Genomic DNA, 19091 nt, shown 5'->3' with positions numbered 1-19091 from the left:
CTTCATCGGCGTGAGGGCCGCCGGGGGCAGGGCGACACCGCGGCAGTTGCAAATCGCCGCGGGCGTTCGGCATGCTTTGCATGTCCCCAACCCCCACCCACACGCACCAGACCCATGACTGACGTCATCACCCTCGGCTGGCGCGAACGGCTCGCTATTCCGTCGCTCGGGGTTCCCGTCCTCAAAGCCAAACTCGACACGGGCGCACGCACGTCGTCGCTGCACGTCGAGTGGCTGGAAGTCGACACGCGCGACGACGGCACGTGGCTGCGCTTCCAGGTGCGTACCACCCGCAAGGGTGGGGTGTCGGCGCCGTGCGAGGCCAAGGCCCTGGGCCGCCGCTCGGTCACCGACTCGGGCGGGCACACCACCGAGCGCTGGTTCATCCACGCCGATATCGAGCTGGCCGGCCAGCGGTTCACCGCCGAGGTGAACCTCACCGACCGCCGCCACATGCTCTTCCCCCTTTTGCTCGGCCGCACGGCGCTCCTTGGGCGCTTCAGCGTCGACCCCGCGCTTTCCTACTCGCAGACGCCGCGCCGCGCCGTCCGGGAACCCACATGAAGATCGCCATCCTGTCGCGCAACGCGCGGCTGTATTCCACGCAGCGCCTCGTCGAGGCGGCGCGCAAGCGCAAGCACACCGTGAAGGTGCTCGACCCGCTGCGCTGCTACATGAGCATTGCCCCCCAGTCGTTCGCCATCCACTTCAAGGGCAAGCCGCTCGGGCCCATCGACTGCGTCATCCCGCGCATTGGTGCCTCGAGCACGTTCTACGGCACGGCGGTGCTGCGCCAGCTCGAGCTGATGGGCGTGCTGACCCCCAACCCCTCCGATGCCGTGCTGCGTGCCCGCGACAAGCTGCGCTGCCTGCAGATCCTGGCCACCCGGGGCATCGACATGCCGGTGACGGCCTTCGGCGACAACCCCGACGACACCAGCGATCTCCTGGCCATGCTGGGCGACCCACCGCACATCATCAAGCTGAACGAAGGTACCCAGGGTGCCGGCGTGGTGCTGGCCGAGAAACGCTCGGCCTCGCAGAGCGTCATCGAGGCCTTCCGTGGCCTCTACGCCAACTTCCTGGTCCAGGAATTCATCCGCGAGGCCAACGGCAGCGACCTGCGCTGCTTCGTGGTCGGCAACGAGGTGGTGGCCTCCATGGAGCGCTCGTCGGCGCCGGGCGAGTTCCGGGCCAACCTGCACCGGGGTGGCTCGGCCGCCGCCGTGGAGCTTTCGGACGAGGAGCGCCGGGTGGCCATCGAGGCCGCCTCGGCCCTGGGGCTGGAGGTGGCCGGCGTCGACCTGCTGCGCTCGTCCCGCGGCCCGCTGCTGCTGGAGGTGAACGCGTCCCCGGGCCTGGAGGGCATCGAGGCCAGCACCGGGGTGGACGTGGCCGGGGCCATCATCGCCCACTGCGAGGCCCGCCACGCCGCCCGCCCGGCCCCGCCCAAGCCGCGCCGGGGCAAGGCCGCCAAGGGGTTAACAGCGATTTAAACGGTCGCCCCTTATAAAGAACCCACTGTGATTCCGCGACGCGGAGTAACGGTATCGGGGCAGTAGTTCTTTCGGCCCGGGCGGTTTTCCGCCCGGGCCTCTCTTTTGCTGCTGTCCGGTTCACGGTTTCCCCGTTAAGCTTGCCGTCGCAGTTCCCATGCGACAGCACACGGAGCACCAGATGCGCGTCCTCGTCATCGAAGACAACACCGACATTGCCACCAACATCGGGGATTACCTTGAAGACCGGGGCCATGTCGTCGATTTCGCCGGCGATGGCGTCACCGGCCTCCACCTGGCGGTGGTTCACGATTTCGACGTCATCGTGCTCGACCTGACCCTGCCGGGCATGGATGGGCTCGATGTCGCCAAGAAGCTGCGCCACGAGGCGCACAAGCAGACCCCGGTGCTCATGCTCACCGCCCGCGATTCCCTCGAGCACAAGCTCACGGGCTTCGAATCCGGCGCGGACGATTACATGACCAAGCCGTTCGCCCTGCAGGAACTGGCCGCACGCCTCGAGGTGCTGGCGCGCCGTGGCAAGGGCCCGCAGAGCCGGGTGCTGAAGGTGGGTGGGCTTACCTACAACCTCGACACCCTCACGGTCACGCGCGAAGGCAAATCCATCCAGCTGAATCCCATCGGCCTCAAGCTGCTGCAGGCGCTCATGGAGGCCAGCCCGTCCGTCGTGACGCGCCAGGACCTCGAACAGCGCGTGTGGGGCGAGGAGCTGCCCGATTCCGATTCGCTGCGCGTGCATATCCATGGCCTGCGCGCCGCCATCGACAAGCCGTTCGACAAGCCGCTGATCCACACCCGCCACGGCATCGGGTACCGCATGGTCGACCCGGATGCGGTCCCGACGTAAGCTCCGCTTCCGCCTCATCGTCACGTTCACGCTGTTCGGGTTCGGCCTGAGTGCGCTGTTCGCGTTCGCCGCGCTGAACATCCGCACGCGGGTCGAGGAGCAGCTGATCAACGCGGCGCTGCAGGACGAGGTCGATTCGCTCAACCAGAAGGTGCGCGAGAACCCGAACGAGCCGCCGGCGATTGAAATCGTCAAGGGCAGGACCTTCAGCGACCGCACCATCTACAAGGCGCCGCTGGCCTGGCAGAACCTCGACACCGGCGTCCACGATATCTTCGAGGACGACAAGGACGGCAAGCGCCACCATTACAAGGTGGCGGTGCGTCGCGATGGCGGCATCATCAACTTCATCCAGTTCGATGTCTCCCGCGATGAACTGGGCAAGCGGCAGCTGCTGACCAGCGTCATCGCCGCGGTGTTCCTGTTCGGCCTGCTTTCGCTCGTGCTCGGCGTGTGGCTCTCGTCGCGCGTGCTGCGGCCGGTGACCGACCTGGCGCGCCGCCTGCGCGATTTCCGCCGCGTGGGCAAGGCCGAGATGCTCGCCCCGCATTTCGCGGACGACGAGGTGGGCGAACTGGCCGTGGCACTCGACGAATACGCCACGCGCCTCACGGCGGTGGTGGAGCGCGATCGTGAATTCAACTCCGATGTAAGCCACGAGCTGCGCACGCCGCTCGCCGTCATCGCGAGCACCACCGAGCTGCTGCAGGGCTCGCCCGACCTGACCGACAAGCTGCGCGAGCGCCTCAAGCGCATCGAGCGCGCTTCGCGCCAGGCCACCGAGCTCATCGAAGCCCTGTTGCTGCTCTCGCGTGCCGAGCGCCGTGGGCCCACGCGCGGCGAGGTCACCGACGTGGCCAAGGTGGCCAGCGACGTCATCGAGAGCCAGCGCCCGCAGATGGGCGGCAAGCCGATTGAGATAGATCTCATATCCGACGGCTCGGTCACGGTGAACGCGCCGGCCTCGGTGCTTTCCGTCGCGCTGACCAACCTCATCGGCAATGCCATCAAGTACACGATGGAAGGCCAGGTCACGGTGCGCGTGCTCGATGGCCGCATCGAGGTGATCGACACGGGCCCGGGCATCAAGCCCGAGGACGCGGAAAAGCTGTTCCAGCGTGGCATCCGCGGCGAGAGCGCCACGGGCGGCGGCGCGGGGCTTGGCCTGGCGATCGTGCGGCGGCTCTGCGAGCTGTACGGGTGGGATGTCTCGCTGCGGCCGCGGCCCGAGATGGCGGGTGCCATCTCCACCATCGACTTCCGCTGACGGGTTATCGCGCGCGAGCGCGCTCCCACACGTGATCTTCGACACACCATGACTGATGTGGGAGCGCGCTTGCGCGCGATACCCCACGTTGTCATGAGACTTTCATTTAGCCATCCGAAACTCACGGGCTTCCACGGCGCGTGATGGGTTGCCTCAAGGGAGGATGGCCGCGACGCGCCTGCAATGAAAGGATGCAGGGCCTTGTTCAAGCACACTGTCCTGGCCATGGCGCTCGCCCTGGCCCTCTCTTCCGTCGCGCATGCCGCGGACACCACCGCCACCGACAGCACGGAAACCACGCCGGACGGCAAGCGCGGCAAGGTGCAGGATCTCGATGCGGTCTCTGTCATCGGCACGGGTGAATCGCGCCAGGTGCAGCGTTTGCGCCCGCAGGACCAGAAGGCGCTGCCGCCCGGTACCAGCTTGCAGAAAGTGCTGAACACGCTCCCGGGCGTCAACGCACAGTCGGTGGATGCGCTGGGGTCGAACGAGCAATCGATGACGCTGAGCCTGCGCGGCTTCAGTGGCACGCGCCTTGGCTACACGCTCGACGGCATGCCGCTTGGCGATAGCGCCTATAACAACTACAACGGCCTTTCGATCAACCGCGCGCTCATCTCCGAGAACTTCGCCGGCGCCGAGCTCTCCGAGGGTATCGGCAACCTCGGCACGCCCAGCACCAGCAACCTGGGCGGCACGATCGCCTACACCTCGAACGATCCGTTGAAAACGATGGGCGGCCGCGTCGTGCAGAGTTTCGGCAGCGACCAGAACCGCCGTACGTTCGCGCGCTTTGATACGGGCGAATACCACGGCTTCTCGATGTACCTCTCGGGCGCCCGCACCGAATCCGATCTGTGGAACAACCAAAGCGCCTATAACAAGTCCACGACCAAGCAGTTCAACGGCAAGGCGGTGTGGGACTTCCACTGGGCCCGTATCACGGGCTTTGCCGATACCTCGCGCACCAGCCAGGCCGATTACTTCTATCTCTCGAAGAGCGAGATGGCCCGTGGGCTCGGCTGGGACTGGGGTGGCTACGCGCCGGACTGGAACCGTGCCATCGGCAAGGCCTATTGCAACTCGGGTACCTTCGTGGCCGCGCGCTGCGACCGCACGGGCGTGGATACCGACGCCGACGGCGCGTTCACCGCGGGGCAGATCCTGCGCAACGACGATCTTTACTACCTTGCTGGCGACTTCTTCCCCAGCGACACGGTGACCCTCCACGCGATGGCCTACCACCACGAGGACGCGGGCGAGGGCCATAACTGGAACAGCGGTACGTACTCGTACCCGGGCACGGCGCAGCAGCTGCCGATCATCTTCCGCAACACCCTTTACACCATCAACCGCAGTGGTGCGCTGCTCTCGGCGGGCTGGGATATCGCCAACCACCACATCGAGGGTGGCGTGTGGTACGAGCACAACATCTCGTCGGCCTCGCGCTACAGCAGCTACGTCACGGGCCCGCGCGACCTCAGCGCGCCCATCGACACGCAGCCGGACCTTGGCGTGTTCGACCAGCGCACCGTATGGAACACACGCCAGGCGTTCCTGCAGGACACCATGCACTTCATGGATGAGCGCCTCACGCTGGATGTGGGCGTGAAGAGCCCGCACGTGACCTCCGACGCCACCGCGCTGCCGGGCGACGCGAAGAAGCCGATCGCGCCGACCTCGAACAACCAGTTCGCCACCGGCAAGCTGAGCGCGAGCAAGGCGTTGCTGCCGCAGGCGGGCGTGCGGTTCAGGATCGACGACGCGCAGGAAGTGTTCGCCAGTTTCGCCAAGAACATCGCCATGTTCCAGGGCGGCTTCAAGCTCGGCCCCCAGGCCGTCAGCCAGGCGACGTGGGATTCGCAGGGCGCGCTGAAGCCCGAGAAATCGCGCAGCCTGGAAGCCGGCTACCGCATCGAAGCCGGCAGCATCGCCGCCTCGGCCGCGGCGTATACCGTGCGGTTCGACAACCGCCTGCTGCAGTACAACCCCTGCGACTCGCGCAGCCCGGTGGGCCCGGCCTGCGGCAACCGCTTCTACAACGTCGGCGGCGTGGATAGCCACGGCGTGGAGCTGACGCTGGTGTGGTCGCCGATCGACAGCCTGCGCTGGTTCAACTCGGCGTCATACAACCGCAGCACCTACGCCAGCGACTACACGCAGGCCGGCGTGGTGCAGCATACAAAGGGCAAGATCCAGACCGATACGCCGGGCAAGATGTTCTCCACGCAGCTGGACTGGAACCAGGGCCCCTGGTTCGCCTCGCTGCGCGGCAAGTACACGGGCAAGCGTTATTACACCTATACGAATGACCGCGGCTTCGGCGGCTTCACCGTGTGGGACCTCACCGGCGGCTACGACTTCGGCCCGGCGTGGTTCGCCAAGGACATCCGCCTCTCGGTAAACGTCACCAACCTCGGCGATAAGCGCTACGCCAGCAACTTCGATTCCAGCGTCTTCGCGCCGAGCGACCCGAGCGGCACGATCTACGTGTTCCATGCCTCGGCGCCGCGCCAGTATTTCGCCAACCTCGATATCCGGTTCTGAGCATGCGCAGCCACCTCACGGCGCTTCTCGCCACGTGCCTTGCCGGGGGCGCCGCGGCGCAGGCCCTCGAGGTGCGCCAGCCGGATACCACCACCACGCCGCTGCCACGCAGCGTCGTGGTGGGCGGCGACACCTTCACCGACCAGGGCCTGGTCGCCACCGGCGTGCTGCCGGCGGGCACCATCGACTTCCTCGGCGATACGCTCGGTTCGTTCTCGTCGCTGGCGATCGAGCCCGGTACCTGGAAACGCGAAGGGGATACTTACACCGGCGTGCTGTGGACGCTGCCCGACCGCGGCCGCAATGAACCCGAGCACAACCTGTTCTTCGACTACGCAGGCCGCGTGAACCGTTTCCGGTTCACGATGAAGGTGCGCTCTTCCGTGGGAGCCGATGCATCGGCGATACCCGGCGCGATCACGCTGATCCCCGACGGTGGCCTCGAGCTACGCGACTTCAGGGGCCGGCCTTTCACCGGCGCTGAACCCGGCACGGGCACGACGAAACAACACGGCATCCTCCTCCCTTCCCCCAGGGAGGGCACCGGCGCCGGCAAGATCTCCCTCGACGCCGAATCGCTGCAATTCATACCCGGCGGCGGCTTCTACATCGGTGACGAATACGCCGCCCACGTGTATCGCTTCGACGCCAGGGGCCGGCTCACGGGCGTGCTGGTGCCGCCCAGGGCCGTGCGCCCTGCCGACAAGGATGGCAAGCCGTACTTCACCTCGCTGGAGCCACCCGCCACGGGCCGGCGCAACAACCAGGGCGTGGAAGGCATGGCGCTGTCGCCCGATGGCACGCGGCTGTTCGTGATGCTGCAGAGTGCGCTGTTGCAGGATTCGGCGGGCAAGGGTGGAGAGGGCCGCCGCTTTACGCGCGTGCTGGTGTACGACACCGCGCACGGCAAGGTGCCACACAGGCCCGTCGGCCACTACGTGGTGCAGCTGCCCGTCTACGACGACCGCGGCGCGGGCGATGCGCCCAACCGCACGGCGGCGCAGAGCGAAATCCGCGTCCTCGACAACCACCGTTTCCTCATGCTGGCCCGCGACGGCAGTGGCTGGGGTGCGGAGGGCGGCAAGCCCATCGTGTTCAAGAGCATCGTGGTGGTGGATATCGACGGTGCCACGAACCTCGCGGGCACGGATTACGAGAAGGGCACGAAAAGCGTGCTGGCCGAAGGCGGCGACACGTTACGCCACGGGATCCAGGTAGCGGCCTGGAAGCCCTTGGTGAACCTGCTCGATCCGAAGGACCTGGCACGCATGGGCCTGGCGCTGGACGCGAACCACCCGGGCCTTGCGCAGCTATCGGAGAAATGGGAGGCGATGGACCTGCTGCCCGCGCATGACCCGGCGCATCCCGATGACGCGTTCCTCATCGTGGGGAACGACAACGACTTCATCGCGAAGCACTGCGTGATGGAAGGCCAGGCCTGCGATTCCCCGATCGACAACGACAACCGGCTCCTCGTGTATCGGCTGACTTTACCCCACCACTGAAAGGGTTCTGCGCATGATGAAACGTAAGCTGCCAACGCTCCTCGCCACCGCCTTGCTGTTGGGCGGCACCACCGTGCATGCCAATTCACCGGCGTACGTGGACAGCAAGGAATACAAAGCCCTTGTCGATCCGTCGCGCTTCGCGTCGAACCCCGCCAGCGCGGCCGCCACGCTGCTCGGCAACCTGGCCACGCGGTTGCAGGCGCTGGGCTTCGACAAGACGATCACGGGCAACTTCAGCGCGGGCGACCGCGATACGCTGGTCTACCTCGATACGCCGCATACCTGCGAGCTGATGAACCGCGGTTACTCGGTGCGCACGCGCGCGGGTGACCACAACGACATCCAGTTCAAGTTCCGCCACCCCGATGAAGAGCTGTCGTACTGGACCGATGTCTCGGGGGCCGGCAAGAACAAAAGCACCAAGCTCGAGACCGACGTGACGCCGGGCAACCTCGTGCTGGCGCACTCGACGAAGCAGGATGCGACGACCACGCCGGCCACGGTAGGCGACCTGGCCAAGCAGTTCCCCGGCGCCTCGGTGCTGTCGTCGCTCTCGGGCAGCGCGCTGTCGAAGGTGGCGGGCGTGAGCGTCACGCAGCAGGAATACGATGGCCCCACGTCCGACCTGGGCCAGTCGGAAGCGGAGTTCTCGCTCACGCTGTGGTACATCGACGGCGCCGCGACGCCGGCGCTTGCCGAGCTGTCGTTCCGCGTCGAAGCGGATGCCGACAAGTACTTCACCACGCCGGTGCTGCAGCGGTCGCAGGTGCTGAACCAGGCCATCGGCTCGATCGGCAATGGCTGGAACATCGGCAACGATGGCGGGAAGACGAGCTGGCTTTATGCCTATAAGTCGTCGAGTTACCCGGGTGGCTTTTGTCAGTAAGTAAGGAGCATCGCGCGCAAGCGCGCTCCCACATGAGCTGTGAGGGCCGCGGGGCCCTGCCGTGGGAGCGCGCTTGCGCGCGATGGCATCAGCCCTGCGGCGGCGCCTCGTTGCACGTGCTGCCGTGGCAGGCGATCTCGATGGGCGTCGACGAACCGGGGCAGGCGCTGAAGAAATGCGCATCGTCACCATCGACGCTGCGCACGCGCAGCAGGCGCTCGCACTGGTGCTTCGAGGCGATATCCTGCGCCGCCACGAACATCGGCTTCGACACGCGATCGTCGAGGGCGGCAATGCCGCCCGGGGCAGCCTGGGCCGGTGCGGGCGCAACCGCGGCCGGGGTGGCGTCGTCGTCGCCTGCCGCGGCCGGTGCCGCTGCCACGGGCGCGCCGGTGGCGGCCGGTGCGGTGGGTGCCGTCGTTGCGATGGTGCGCATGCCCGGGGCGAACGGCTGCAGCAGTTCGCACTTGCGCACGCCCGCCTGGCCCTCGCCGGCCGGCATGGTGTGCAGCAGGCTGCGCGCCGCCCACATGCCCATCTTCACTTCCTGCCACACGTAGTACGACTGGCCCGCCTGGGCGTCGATGGTGACAGCGGGGTTGGTCTCGGTGTGCGAGACGATGGTGTGGCGGCCCGGGGCCACCGTGAGCTGCAGGAACGATTTGGGGCCGGTTTCGCCCACGATCACGCCATCGACCGAGACCGGCATCTTGATCGCCGAGCCAAAGCTTTCATCGCGGTAGACATAGAGCACGGCCTTGTCGCCCACGGGGGCGAAGGCCTTGGCCTGGTCGCTGTCGGCCTTGCTGGCCTTCTGGACGTTGGCGCAGCCGCTCACGAGAAGCGCCACCGCGAGGGCCGCGGCGGCGAAGAACGTACGTTTCATGGTGGTTTCCCCTGTTAGCCAGTCCGGTTGGCTTCATACCCCGGCGCGCGCATCGTAGCGCGTCGCCGGGGGAGGGGCACAAGGGGTCAGACCGGTTCGAGCCAGCCCCAGCGGTCGGCCGTCTTGCCGGTGAACAGCCCGAAGTAGAGTTCCTGCAGGCGGCGCGTGATGGGGCCGGCCTTGCCGCTGCCCACCTGTTTCGCATCGACCGAGCGGATGGGGGTGACCTCGGCGGCCGTGCCGCACATGAGGATCTCGTCGGCCAGGTAGAGGTATTCACGCGGCAGGTCGCGCTCGACCACCTCGATGCCTTCCTCGCGCGCCAGGGTGATCAGCGTGTGCCGGGTGATGCCGGTGAGGATGGAGGCGCTGGCCGGCGTGGTGTGCAGGGCGCCATCGAAAACGAGGAAAAGGTTCTCGCCCGCGCCCTCGCTCAGCAGGCCGGTGGAGGCCAGGGCGATGCCCTCGCCAAAGCCGAGGCGGCGCGCTTCGCGCGCGATCAGCTGGCCGGAAAGGTAGTTGCCGCCGGCCTTGGCGCCCGCCGGGATGGTGTTGGGGGCGAAGCGCTGCCAGCTCGAGACGCAGGCGTCGATGCCGTTCTCGAGCGCCTCGGGGCCGAGGTAGGGCCCCATGGGCCAGGTGGCCACGGCGACGTCGATGGGCGTCTCGGCCGAGAGGCCGAAGCCACCCAGGCCGCGGTAGGCCACCGGGCGGAGGTAGGACGCGCGCTGGTCGTTCTTCTTGATGACGGCGCGGCAGGCCTCGGCCAGCTCCTCCACGGTGTAGGGCAGCTCCATGTCGTAGATCTTGGCCGACAGGAACAGGCGCTTCAGGTGGTCGGTGAGGCGGAAAATGGCCGCGCCGTCGGGCGTCTCATAGCTGCGGATGCCTTCGAACACCGACGAGCCGTAGTGGAGGGCATGGGACATGACATGCGCGGTGGCATCGCGCCAGGGCTTGATCTGCCCGTTCTGCCAGATCCATTCGGGGTAGTTCTGCGACATGGGGGCGCTCCGTGGGGGACCGCCCATGATAACGGGTACCCCGGCGGTTCACATGGCGCGGCGCGCCATCCCGCTTACATGGTGGGCGGGCGTAGCCAAAGGCAACCGGAATCCTTCACCACGGGGAAATGCACGTGGTGGGTGGCGTCGTCGCCGCCGCCGGCCCGCGTGACGGCGTCGATGCCGGTCTCATCGCCCTCCAGCGAGAGCAGGGTTTGCCGCACCACGGCCTGCAGGCTGCGGATGTTCTCCACGGCGCCGCCACTGCCGTAGCCCGTCCACAAGGTGAGCCCGCCGATCTTGTTGGCGTCCCGGGTGGTGAAGGCGTTGGCCACGGCCACGCGCAGGGTAGCCATGTCCTGGGCGCAGAGCAGCCCGGTGGAGGGCGCCAGCCCGGCGGGCGTGGCGGCCGACGAGGTGGCCGCTGGCGGCTCGACCGAGCGGGCACCCAGCGTTTCACAGGGCTGGTCGGTATAGACCCTGGTGCCGTCCTTGCCCACGCAGCGATGCACCGCGCTTTGCGCGGCGGCGGGGAGGGCGGCGATGAGGAGGATGATCAGGAGGGCGGCGCGGATCACGGGTGGCGGCTTTGGCGGTACGAGGCGCCATGATCGGCGAGGAGGGTGGGGCGCGCGGTGACGGCGCGCACGTTTGGCTTATGCGAGCCGTTCCAGCACGGCCGTGGTGGCCCGCGCGCGGTTGATTGTATAGAAGTGCAGGCCCGGCGCGCCGGCGTCGAGCAGGCGGCGGCAAAGTTCGGCCACCACATCGGCTCCGAGTTCGCGCACGGCGGCCGCGTCATCGCCGTGGGCCTGCATGCGCTTCACGATCCAGCGCGGGATCTCGGCGCCGCATTGCTCGGAGAAGCGCCGCAGCTGGCTGAAATTCGCGATCGGCATGATGCCGGGCACGATGGGCACCGTGACGCCCAGGCGGCCCACGTCGTCCACGAAGCGGAAGTAGGCATCGGGGTTGAAGAAATACTGGGTGATGGCGCCGTTGGCACCGGCGTCGCACTTCGCCTTGAAGTGGCGCAGGTCGGCCAGCGCGTTTTCGGCCTGCGGGTGTGTCTCCGGGTACGCCGCCACTTCGATGTGGAAGTGGTCGCCGCTGTGCTCGCGGATGAAGGCCACCAGCTCGGCGGCAAAGCGGAAATCGCCCGGCGTGGCCATGCCCGAGGGCAGGTCGCCGCGCAGCGCCACGATGCGGCGGCAACCGCGTTCCTTGTACTCGTCGAGCAGGGCGCGGATCTCGGCCTTCGAGCCGCCCATGCAGGATAGGTGGGGCGCCACGGAGAGGCCGTGCTCGCTGCGCAGGTGCTTCACCGTCTCGCCCGTGTAGCTGAGCGTGGAGCCACCGGCGCCGAAGGTGACCGATACGTAGTCGGGCGCATGGCCCTTCAGGCGCTCGACGGCCTTGTCGAGCTGGTCGCGCTGTTCATCGGTCTTGGGCGGGAAGAACTCGAAGCTGATGGCTGGCATGGCAGGGCACCTTGGAGCGATGCGCCCGAGTATATATCTTTACATCCAGATGGAAAGATGGCTAATCGGCCATTCACGCGGATGGCGGAAGATGACGGCACCCACCCACGTCCCACCGGGAGCCCCGATGCCTGCCTTCACCCCCAACATCCCGCCCTGCACGGCCGCCACGCTCACACTCACCGCCGATGGCGGCCAGGGCGACTTCAGCGGCATGTCGCACGATGGCACCTACCTCGTGCTCACCAACAAGGGTGGCCAGGCCTGCACCGTTCCCGGCTTGCCCACGCTCGTGATGAAGGATGCGAAGGGCGCCGCGCTGCCCGCGGCGCGCAAGGGCCCGGTGGGCATGCACCCGGGCCCGGCGGTGGTCCCGGTGCGGATCGAGCCGGGTGCGAGCGTGCGCACGGGCGTACGCTGGGTCTCGGGCGAGGTGTATGACAACAGCCGCTGCGTTGATCCGGCGCAGGTGGAGCTGAGTTTTGGCGAGCAGGTGGTGAAGGGGGCGATGGCAGGGCATATGTGCGGGGAGGCGGGGAAGCCTGTCGCGTTTGAGCAGTCGCCGTTGCAGAAGGCGCCCTAGAGCATCGCGCGCAAGCGCGCTCCCACAAACGGGCGGAGACGCCCACCCCCGCTATGTGGGAGCGCGCTTGCGCGCGATATGCCTCCCACAAAAAAAGGGCGCCCGAAGGCGCCCTCTGTTCATCGAACCGCCGTAGATCAGTAGCGGTAATGATCCGGCTTGTACGGGCCTTCGACCGGCACGCCGATGTAATCGGCCTGGTCCTTCGTGAGGACGGTGAGCTTCACGCCGATCTGCTCGAGGTGCAGGCGGGCCACTTCCTCGTCCAGCTTCTTCGGCAGGCGGTACACGGTGTTCTCGTACTTGTCCTTGTTCGCCCACAGGTCGAGCTGGGCGAGGGTCTGGTTCGAGAAGCTGTTCGACATGACGAAGCTCGGGTGGCCATGGGCGCAACCGAGGTTCACCAGGCGGCCCTCGGCCAGCATGTAGATGCTGTTGCCGGTGGACGCGAAGGTGTAGCGATCAACCTGCGGCTTGATGGTCTCGCGCGTGGCGTCCTTCGAGCCGTTGAGGCGATCCATCTGGATCTCGTTGTCGAAGTGGCCGATGTTGCAGACGAGGGCGTTGTTCTTCATCGCCGCCATGTGCTCGAGCGTGATGATGTCCTTGTTGCCCGTGGTGGTCACGTAGATATCGCCGACGCCCAGGGTGTCTTCGATGGTGGTGACCTGGAAGCCTTCCATCGCGGCCTGCAGTGCATTGATCGGGTCGATCTCGGTGACGATGACGCGTGCGCCGAAGCCCTTCAGCGAGTGGGCGCAACCCTTGCCCACGTCACCGTAGCCGCACACGACGGCGACCTTGCCCGCGACCATGAGGTCGGTGGCGCGCTTGATGCCGTCGGCGAGCGACTCGCGGCAGCCGTAGAGGTTATCGAACTTCGACTTGGTGACCGAGTCGTTGACGTTGATGGCCGGCACCAGCAGCTTGCCGGCCTCGGCCAGCTGGTAGAGGCGGTGCACGCCGGTGGTGGTCTCTTCCGAGACGCCCTTCCACTCGGCGGCGATCTTCTTGAACCAGCCCGGGCGGGCGGCGGCGGTCTTCTTGACCAGGTTCTTGATGACCTGCTCCTCGTGGTTGCCGCTGGGGGTGTTCACCCAGTCGCTGCCGTCTTCGAGCTCGACGCCCTTGTGGATGAACAGGGTGGCGTCGCCACCGTCGTCCACGATGAGCTGCGGGCCGAGTTCACCTGGGTGGGTGAGCATGTCGAGGGTGCAGTCCCAGTATTCCTCCAGCGTTTCGCCCTTCCAGGCGAACACCGGCAGGCCGCCGGCGGCCAGGGCGGCGGCGACGTCGTCCTGGGTGGAGAAGATGTTGCAAGAGGCCCAGCGGACCGAGGCGCCCAGCTCGCGCAGGGTCTCCGCCAGCACGGCGGTTTCCTTGGTGACGTGCAGCGAGCCCGAGAGGCGCACGCCCTTCAGCGGCTTCTCGTTGGCGTAGCGCGCGCGGATCTGCATCAGGCCCGGCATTTCCTCTTCGGCCATGCGGATGCGGCGGCGGCCGAGGTCGGCGAGGGAATAGTCGCGGACCTTGAAGTCCTGCGAGGCGGTGTCTTTGGTGACGGCGTTCATGGTGGCGTAGCTCCGGATGGTTACGGGGGCGCCGTTGTACGGGAAACCGCGCCGAGCCTGGCCATCGGGGAACCCCTCCGGTCGCAGCGCCCCTCGGCGGGGGAGAACGATCACGGATTATATCTCGGAATGCGGATGATCAGATGACTACACGTTTTTCGGTACTCTCGGGGTTTCTCCCCTGGTAGAGAGACTGATGGAAGCCACACGCGACCCGGAATTCCTCCCGCACGACGGGCCCTTGCGCGAAGATGTGCGCCGGCTGGGCGCCCTGGTGGGCCAGATGCTGGCTGAACAGGGCGGGCAGGCCTTCTTCGAGCGGGTCGAGGCCGTACGCACCACGGCCATCCACCGCCGCCGCACGGGCGATGACGCGGGCGCCCTGGCCGAGAGCCTGACCGGCCTGGAGGCCAGGGATGCCGAATCGCTGGCCCGTGCCTTCGCCACCTATTTCCAGGCCGTGAACACCGCCGAGCGGGTGCACCGCATCCGCCGCCGCCGCGATTACCAGCGCGAGGGCGGCTCGCCGCAGCCCGAATCGCTGGCCGCCGTGGTCGGCCAGCTGAAGGCCGAGGGCGTCACCGCCGAGGAACTGGCCACCCTGCTGGGCAAGCTCGATGTCGAGCCCGTGTTCACGGCCCACCCGACCGAGGCCGTGCGCCGCTCGTTGCTGGAGAAGGAGCAGGAGATCGTCCGCGCGCTGGTCGACGAGTTCGACCCCACCCGCACGCCGCAGGAGCTACGCGACGACGACGCCCGCATACTCATGGCGCTGTCGGCGGGCTGGCAGACGGCCGAGGCCTCGCCGGTGCGGCCCAGCGTCTCCGACGAGTTCGACCACGTCGGGTTCTACATTTCGCGGCCGATCTACCGCGTGCTGCCGGCCTTGTATGAATCGCTGGAACAGGCGATTGCCGAGCACTACGGCGATGGCGTGAAGGTGCCCCGCGTGCTGCGCTTCGCTACCTGGGTGGGTGGCGACATGGACGGCAACCCCAACGTCAATGCCGACACCATCGCAGCCACGCTGTCCGCGCAGCGCGCGCTGGTGCTGGAGCGCTACGTGGAAGGCGTGAATGAGCTCGGCCGCCTGCTCAGCCAGACGAGCGACCGTGTCACGCTCGACGACAAGCTGTCGCGCCGCCTCGACGATTACCGCGAGCAACTGCCCGATGCCGCCGCGCGCATCCGCCCGCGCCACGCCGACATGCCGTATCGCGCGTTCCTCACCTTCGTCGCCGCGCGGCTGGATGCCACGCAACATGAAGGCGAGGCGGCGTACGCCTCGGCCAACGACTTCATCGACGACATCGCGCTGGTGGAAAAAAGCCTGCTGAACCACAGCGGCCGCCATGCCGGGGCCTACGCCGTGGGCCGGCTGCTGTGGCGTGCGCGTACGTTCGGCTTTCACCTCGCCCGCCTCGACGTGCGCCAGGATGCGCGCGTGCACGACGAGGCCCTGGGTGCGCTGCTCGACGACAGCGGCTGGGCCGATCGCGATGCCGAGTCGCGCGTGAAGGCCCTGCGCCCGTATGCGGCCGGCGAACGCAGCTTCGTCGCCGGCGAGGGCAACGATGCCGCGGGCATGCTGCGCGATGTGTTCGCGACGCTGGCCGATTCACGCAAGCGCTACGGCACCGAAGCCACGGGCCTCTACATCATCAGCATGGCCGAGACCGCGGCCGACGTACTCGCCGTGCTGGCCCTGGCGCGTCGCGGCGGCCTGCTGGAAGACGGCCGCGTGCCGCTCGACGTGGCGCCGCTGTTCGAGACCATCGACGACCTGAAGGGCGGGCCGGCCACACTGCAGGCGCTGCTTGACGACCCGGTGTACCGCGCGCACCTGAAAGCGCGCGGCGACCGCCAGTGGGTGATGCTGGGCTACTCCGACAGCGGCAAGGATGGCGGCACCGTCGCCTCGAAGTGGAGCCTGCAGCGTGCGCAGGTCGAGTTGCTGGAGGTGGCGCAGAAGGCGGGCATCCGCGTCGCGTTCTTCCACGGCCGCGGCGGCTCGGCCAGCCGCGGCGGTTCGCGCATCACGCCCGCGCTCATGGCTTCGCCGCGTGGTTCCGTCGGCGGCGTGCTGCGCGTGACGGAACAGGGTGAAGTCATCCACCGCAAGTACGGCATCCGCGCGCTGGCCGTGCGCAACATGGAACAGACGCTCGGCGCCGTCATGCGCGCATCGCTGCGCCCACGGGTGGCCGAGGTGCGCGAGGCGGGCTGGAAGGACGTGATGGTGCGGCTCTCCGACGAAAGCCGGAAGGCCTACCGCGCGTTCGTTGACATGGATGGGTTCGTCGAGTATTTCCGTGGCGCCACGCCCATCGACGTGATCGAACGCATGACCCTCGGATCGCGCCCGGCGCGACGCCGCAGCATGAAGGGCGTGGAGGACCTGCGCGCCATCCCGTGGGTGTTCTCGTGGACGCAATGCCGCGCGGTGCTCACCGGCTGGTATGGCCTGGGCGGCGCGCTCGAGGCGGTGGCCAGGGAATGCGGCGAGGAAACCCTGTCGCGCATGGCGCATGAGTGGCCGTTCTTCGCCACCATGCTCGACGACGTGGAGATGGTGCTGGCGAAGGCCGATATCGGCATCGCCGAGGCCTTCTCCGAGCTGGCAGGGCCGCTGCACGAACGGTTCTTCCCGAAGGTACGCGAGGAGTTCGAGCGCACGGTGCACTGGGTGCTGAAGCTGAAGGGTGCCACCGAGCTGCTCCAGCGCGAGCCGCGCCTGGCCACTTCGATCCGCCTGCGCAACCCGTACGTGGACCCGATGAGCCTGCTCCAGGTCGACCTGCTGAAGCGCTGGCGCGCCACCGGCGGCAAGGACGATGCCCTGCTGAACGCCCTGGTCGCTTGCGTCAACGGCGTCTCACAGGGGCTTCAGAATACGGGCTAGCCCTAAAGCTGGCTCGAAGCCTGCCGAATTAGGGCGGTGCAAGGCCCGCGTGCCGCGCGGGCCTGTCCCCCCATTGCAGGTTACCCATCATGAAGAACACCCTCGGTCGCGCCCGTTGGCGCGGCCTCAGCGTGGGCGCGCGCCTCACGTTGCTCGTCGTCGCCATCGTCTCGCTGGGCATCGCCGCCCTCACCGTGCTGGTCACCACGCTCGTCTCACGCGAGCTGGAGACCCGGGCGCGCGACGACCTGGCCCGGGGCAACCACGCCATCATCGCCATGGTGAACACGTTCAGCGGTGCGCTGCTGGCCGAATCCGACCGCTTCCTTGCCGTCTTCGAGACCTACTTCCCGGCCGACAGGCTGGCCACCGACGAGAAGCACCGCGTGACCATGGGGGATCGCACGGTGCCGACGATGTCGCTAGCGGGCAAGGCGATCAATAACGACTTCGCGCTCGTGGATGAGTTCTCCGACCGCGCGCACGTCGTGGCCACGCTGTTCGTGCGCGATGGCCAGGATTTCATCCGCGTCACCACCTCGCTGAAGAAGCAGGATGGTTCCCGTGCCGTGGGCACGTCGATCGACCATGCCCACCCGGCGTTCCCGCTGCTGCTGGCCGGCAAGGGCTACGGTGGCCCGGCCGTGTTGTTCGGCAAGCCGTACATCACGCGCTACGAGCCCGTGCGTGACGCCGGTGGCCAGGTCATCGGCGCGTGGTTCGTCGGCGTCGAGATCACCCAGGAGATGGCGGCGCTGCAGGCGCAGATCTCGTCCATCCGCATCGGTGAGACCGGGCATTACTCGGTGATCGACGCGGCGGCGGGCAAGCGTTACGGCTCGTACATCGTCGACCCCGCGCTGGCCGATGACGCGGCGAAAGCCGACGGCGCGGCGCTGAAGGCGCTCGGCACCGATGGCAAGCCGGTGTTCGGCCCCATGCTGCAAGCGGGGAAAGGCGAGGCGCGTTACCGCGTGGCGGTGGGGGACCGCGACGTGGAGCGCCTGGCCGTGTTCGACACCGACCCGTCGTGGCACTGGATGGTGGCAGGCACCGTCGACACGGCAGAGCTTTACGCCCCCGTGCGCCACCTGCGCAACGTGGCCATCGGCAGCAGCCTCGTGATCGTGGGCGTATTGTGCGTGTTGCTGTTCATCGCCATCCGGGTGCGCATCACGCGGCCGCTGTCGTCCGCCGTGCAGGCAGCCAGCCGCATGGCCGCCGGCGACCTTACCGCGCGGCTGGCTTCCACCCGCGGCGACGAGATCGGCCAGCTCATGAACGCGATCGACGGCATCGGCGATGGCGTGGGTAGCATCGCCGAATCGGTGCGCCGTGCCACGGCGAGCATGACGGGCAGCACATCGGAGATCGCGGCCGGCAATACCGACTTGTCGATGCGCACCGAGCGCCAGGCGGCGGAACTGCAGATGACCGCCGCCAGCCTCGACCTGCTCACCCGCACCGTGCGCGATAACGCAGGCCACGCGGCACGCGCGAGCGCGCTGGCCGAAGGGGCCAGCGTGGCCGTGCAGCAGGAGGCCAGCGCGATGGCCGACGCCGTGGCATCGATGAACGGCATCCAGGCCTCGGCACAGCGCATCGTCGATGTCGTTGGCATCATCAATGGCATCGCGTTCCAGACCAATATCCTGGCGCTGAACGCGGCCGTGGAAGCGGCACGCGCGGGCGAGCAGGGCAAGGGCTTCGCGGTGGTGGCGGAAGAAGTGCGCAACCTCGCGCAGCGCAGCGCCAAGGCGTCGAAGGAAATCGAACAGCTCATCACCGCATCGGTGGAGCAGGTGGATGTCGGCCACGGCCTTGTCACGGACGCGGGGCGGAACATGCACGCCGTCATCGGCCGCATCCGCGACGTGGCGGGCCTGATGGGCGAGATCAGCCGCGCCTCCTCGGAGCAGAGCGAGCAGATCGGCCGCATCAACCACGCCGTGGCCCGGATGGACGACTCCACGCAGCAGAATTCGGCGCTGGTGGAAGAAGCCGCCGCGGCGGCGAAGAGCCTGGAAGGGCAGGCGGCGGCGCTGGCGCGCGTGGTTGAAGCGTTCCGCCTGTAACGCCGGCGCGCTTCACT

At 67.7% G+C, this 19091-nt stretch carries 15 protein-coding genes and 1 riboswitch; of the genes, 10 read left to right on the top strand and 5 right to left on the bottom strand.

Features of this window, described 5'->3' with window-relative positions:
- Positions 1–114 precede the first annotated feature (114 nt).
- The 7 genes from VI08_RS00215 (at position 115) to VI08_RS00185 (ending at position 8572) form a co-directional block, all read left to right on the top strand.
- Complete coding sequence (locus tag VI08_RS00215; RefSeq protein WP_045827520.1) at positions 115–564, top strand: ATP-dependent zinc protease family protein; 450 nt, start codon at positions 115–117, stop codon at positions 562–564.
- Complete coding sequence (gene rimK, locus VI08_RS00210; protein ID WP_045827519.1) at positions 561–1496, top strand: 30S ribosomal protein S6--L-glutamate ligase; 936 nt, start codon at positions 561–563, stop codon at positions 1494–1496. Before VI08_RS00215 ends, rimK begins: the two co-directional genes overlap by 4 nt.
- A gap of 181 nt (positions 1497–1677) precedes the next feature.
- Positions 1678–2364: a response regulator transcription factor gene (locus tag VI08_RS00205; RefSeq protein ID WP_045827518.1), complete on the top strand. Its 687-nt coding sequence runs from the start codon at positions 1678–1680 to the stop codon at positions 2362–2364.
- A complete protein-coding gene (locus VI08_RS00200; protein WP_045827517.1) occupies positions 2348–3631 on the top strand; it encodes a sensor histidine kinase in 1284 nt (427 codons plus the stop codon). Before VI08_RS00205 ends, VI08_RS00200 begins: the two co-directional genes overlap by 17 nt.
- A gap of 225 nt (positions 3632–3856) precedes the next feature.
- Positions 3857–6178 carry a TonB-dependent receptor gene (locus VI08_RS00195; RefSeq protein ID WP_157006184.1) on the top strand — a complete coding sequence of 774 codons (2322 nt, stop codon included), beginning with the start codon at positions 3857–3859 and terminating at the stop codon, positions 6176–6178.
- Between the two features lie 2 nt (positions 6179–6180).
- Positions 6181–7683 (top strand): esterase-like activity of phytase family protein, encoded by a 1503-nt coding sequence (locus tag VI08_RS00190; protein WP_084621120.1) that lies wholly within the window; start codon positions 6181–6183, stop codon positions 7681–7683.
- Between the two features lie 13 nt (positions 7684–7696).
- The gene (locus tag VI08_RS00185; protein WP_045827515.1) at positions 7697–8572 is read left to right on the top strand and encodes a hypothetical protein; all 876 of its coding nucleotides are present in this window, start codon (positions 7697–7699) and stop codon (positions 8570–8572) included.
- Positions 8573–8660: 88 nt separating this feature from the next.
- Here VI08_RS00185 and VI08_RS21925 read toward each other — a convergent pair whose 3' ends face one another.
- From VI08_RS21925 to metF, 4 genes are all read right to left on the bottom strand, one after another.
- Positions 8661–9458: a DUF2846 domain-containing protein gene (locus VI08_RS21925; protein ID WP_052697588.1), complete on the bottom strand. Its 798-nt coding sequence runs from the start codon at positions 9456–9458 to the stop codon at positions 8661–8663.
- An 86-nt stretch (positions 9459–9544) separates the two neighbouring features.
- Positions 9545–10462: a branched-chain amino acid transaminase gene (locus tag VI08_RS00175; RefSeq protein ID WP_045827514.1), complete on the bottom strand. Its 918-nt coding sequence runs from the start codon at positions 10460–10462 to the stop codon at positions 9545–9547.
- 74 nt (positions 10463–10536) lie between these two features.
- The gene (locus VI08_RS00170) at positions 10537–11040 is read right to left on the bottom strand and encodes a DUF4124 domain-containing protein (RefSeq protein WP_052697587.1); all 504 of its coding nucleotides are present in this window, start codon (positions 11038–11040) and stop codon (positions 10537–10539) included.
- 78 nt (positions 11041–11118) lie between these two features.
- Positions 11119–11943 carry a methylenetetrahydrofolate reductase [NAD(P)H] gene (gene metF / locus VI08_RS00165; RefSeq protein WP_045827513.1) on the bottom strand — a complete coding sequence of 275 codons (825 nt, stop codon included), beginning with the start codon at positions 11941–11943 and terminating at the stop codon, positions 11119–11121.
- Positions 11944–12070: 127 nt separating this feature from the next.
- On the opposite strand from metF, the gene VI08_RS00160 reads away from it, so the two are divergent.
- On the top strand, positions 12071–12526 hold the full coding sequence (locus VI08_RS00160; RefSeq protein ID WP_052697586.1) for a DUF4232 domain-containing protein: 456 nt from the start codon (positions 12071–12073) through the stop codon (positions 12524–12526).
- A 137-nt stretch (positions 12527–12663) separates the two neighbouring features.
- On the opposite strand, the gene ahcY is transcribed toward VI08_RS00160, so the two are convergent.
- On the bottom strand, positions 12664–14097 hold the full coding sequence (gene ahcY, locus VI08_RS00155) for an adenosylhomocysteinase (protein WP_045827512.1): 1434 nt from the start codon (positions 14095–14097) through the stop codon (positions 12664–12666).
- Between the two features lie 19 nt (positions 14098–14116).
- Positions 14117–14198: riboswitch (S-adenosyl-L-homocysteine riboswitch) on the bottom strand.
- 95 nt (positions 14199–14293) lie between these two features.
- Here ahcY and ppc point away from each other — a divergent pair.
- Both ppc and VI08_RS00145 read left to right on the top strand, forming a co-directional pair.
- A complete protein-coding gene (gene ppc, locus VI08_RS00150; protein WP_045827511.1) occupies positions 14294–16999 on the top strand; it encodes a phosphoenolpyruvate carboxylase in 2706 nt (901 codons plus the stop codon).
- Between the two features lie 89 nt (positions 17000–17088).
- Positions 17089–19074, top strand: coding sequence for a methyl-accepting chemotaxis protein (locus tag VI08_RS00145; protein WP_045827510.1), 1986 nt, complete (start codon positions 17089–17091; stop codon positions 19072–19074).
- The last annotated feature ends 17 nt before the right edge of the window (positions 19075–19091 follow it).

Origin of the sequence: Luteibacter yeojuensis, from assembly GCF_000964085.1 — a bacterium.
Lineage (GTDB): Bacteria > Pseudomonadota > Gammaproteobacteria > Xanthomonadales > Rhodanobacteraceae > Luteibacter > Luteibacter yeojuensis_A.
Note: the sequence above shows the minus strand (reverse complement) of the source record. Positions and strands in the feature narration are given on the sequence as shown.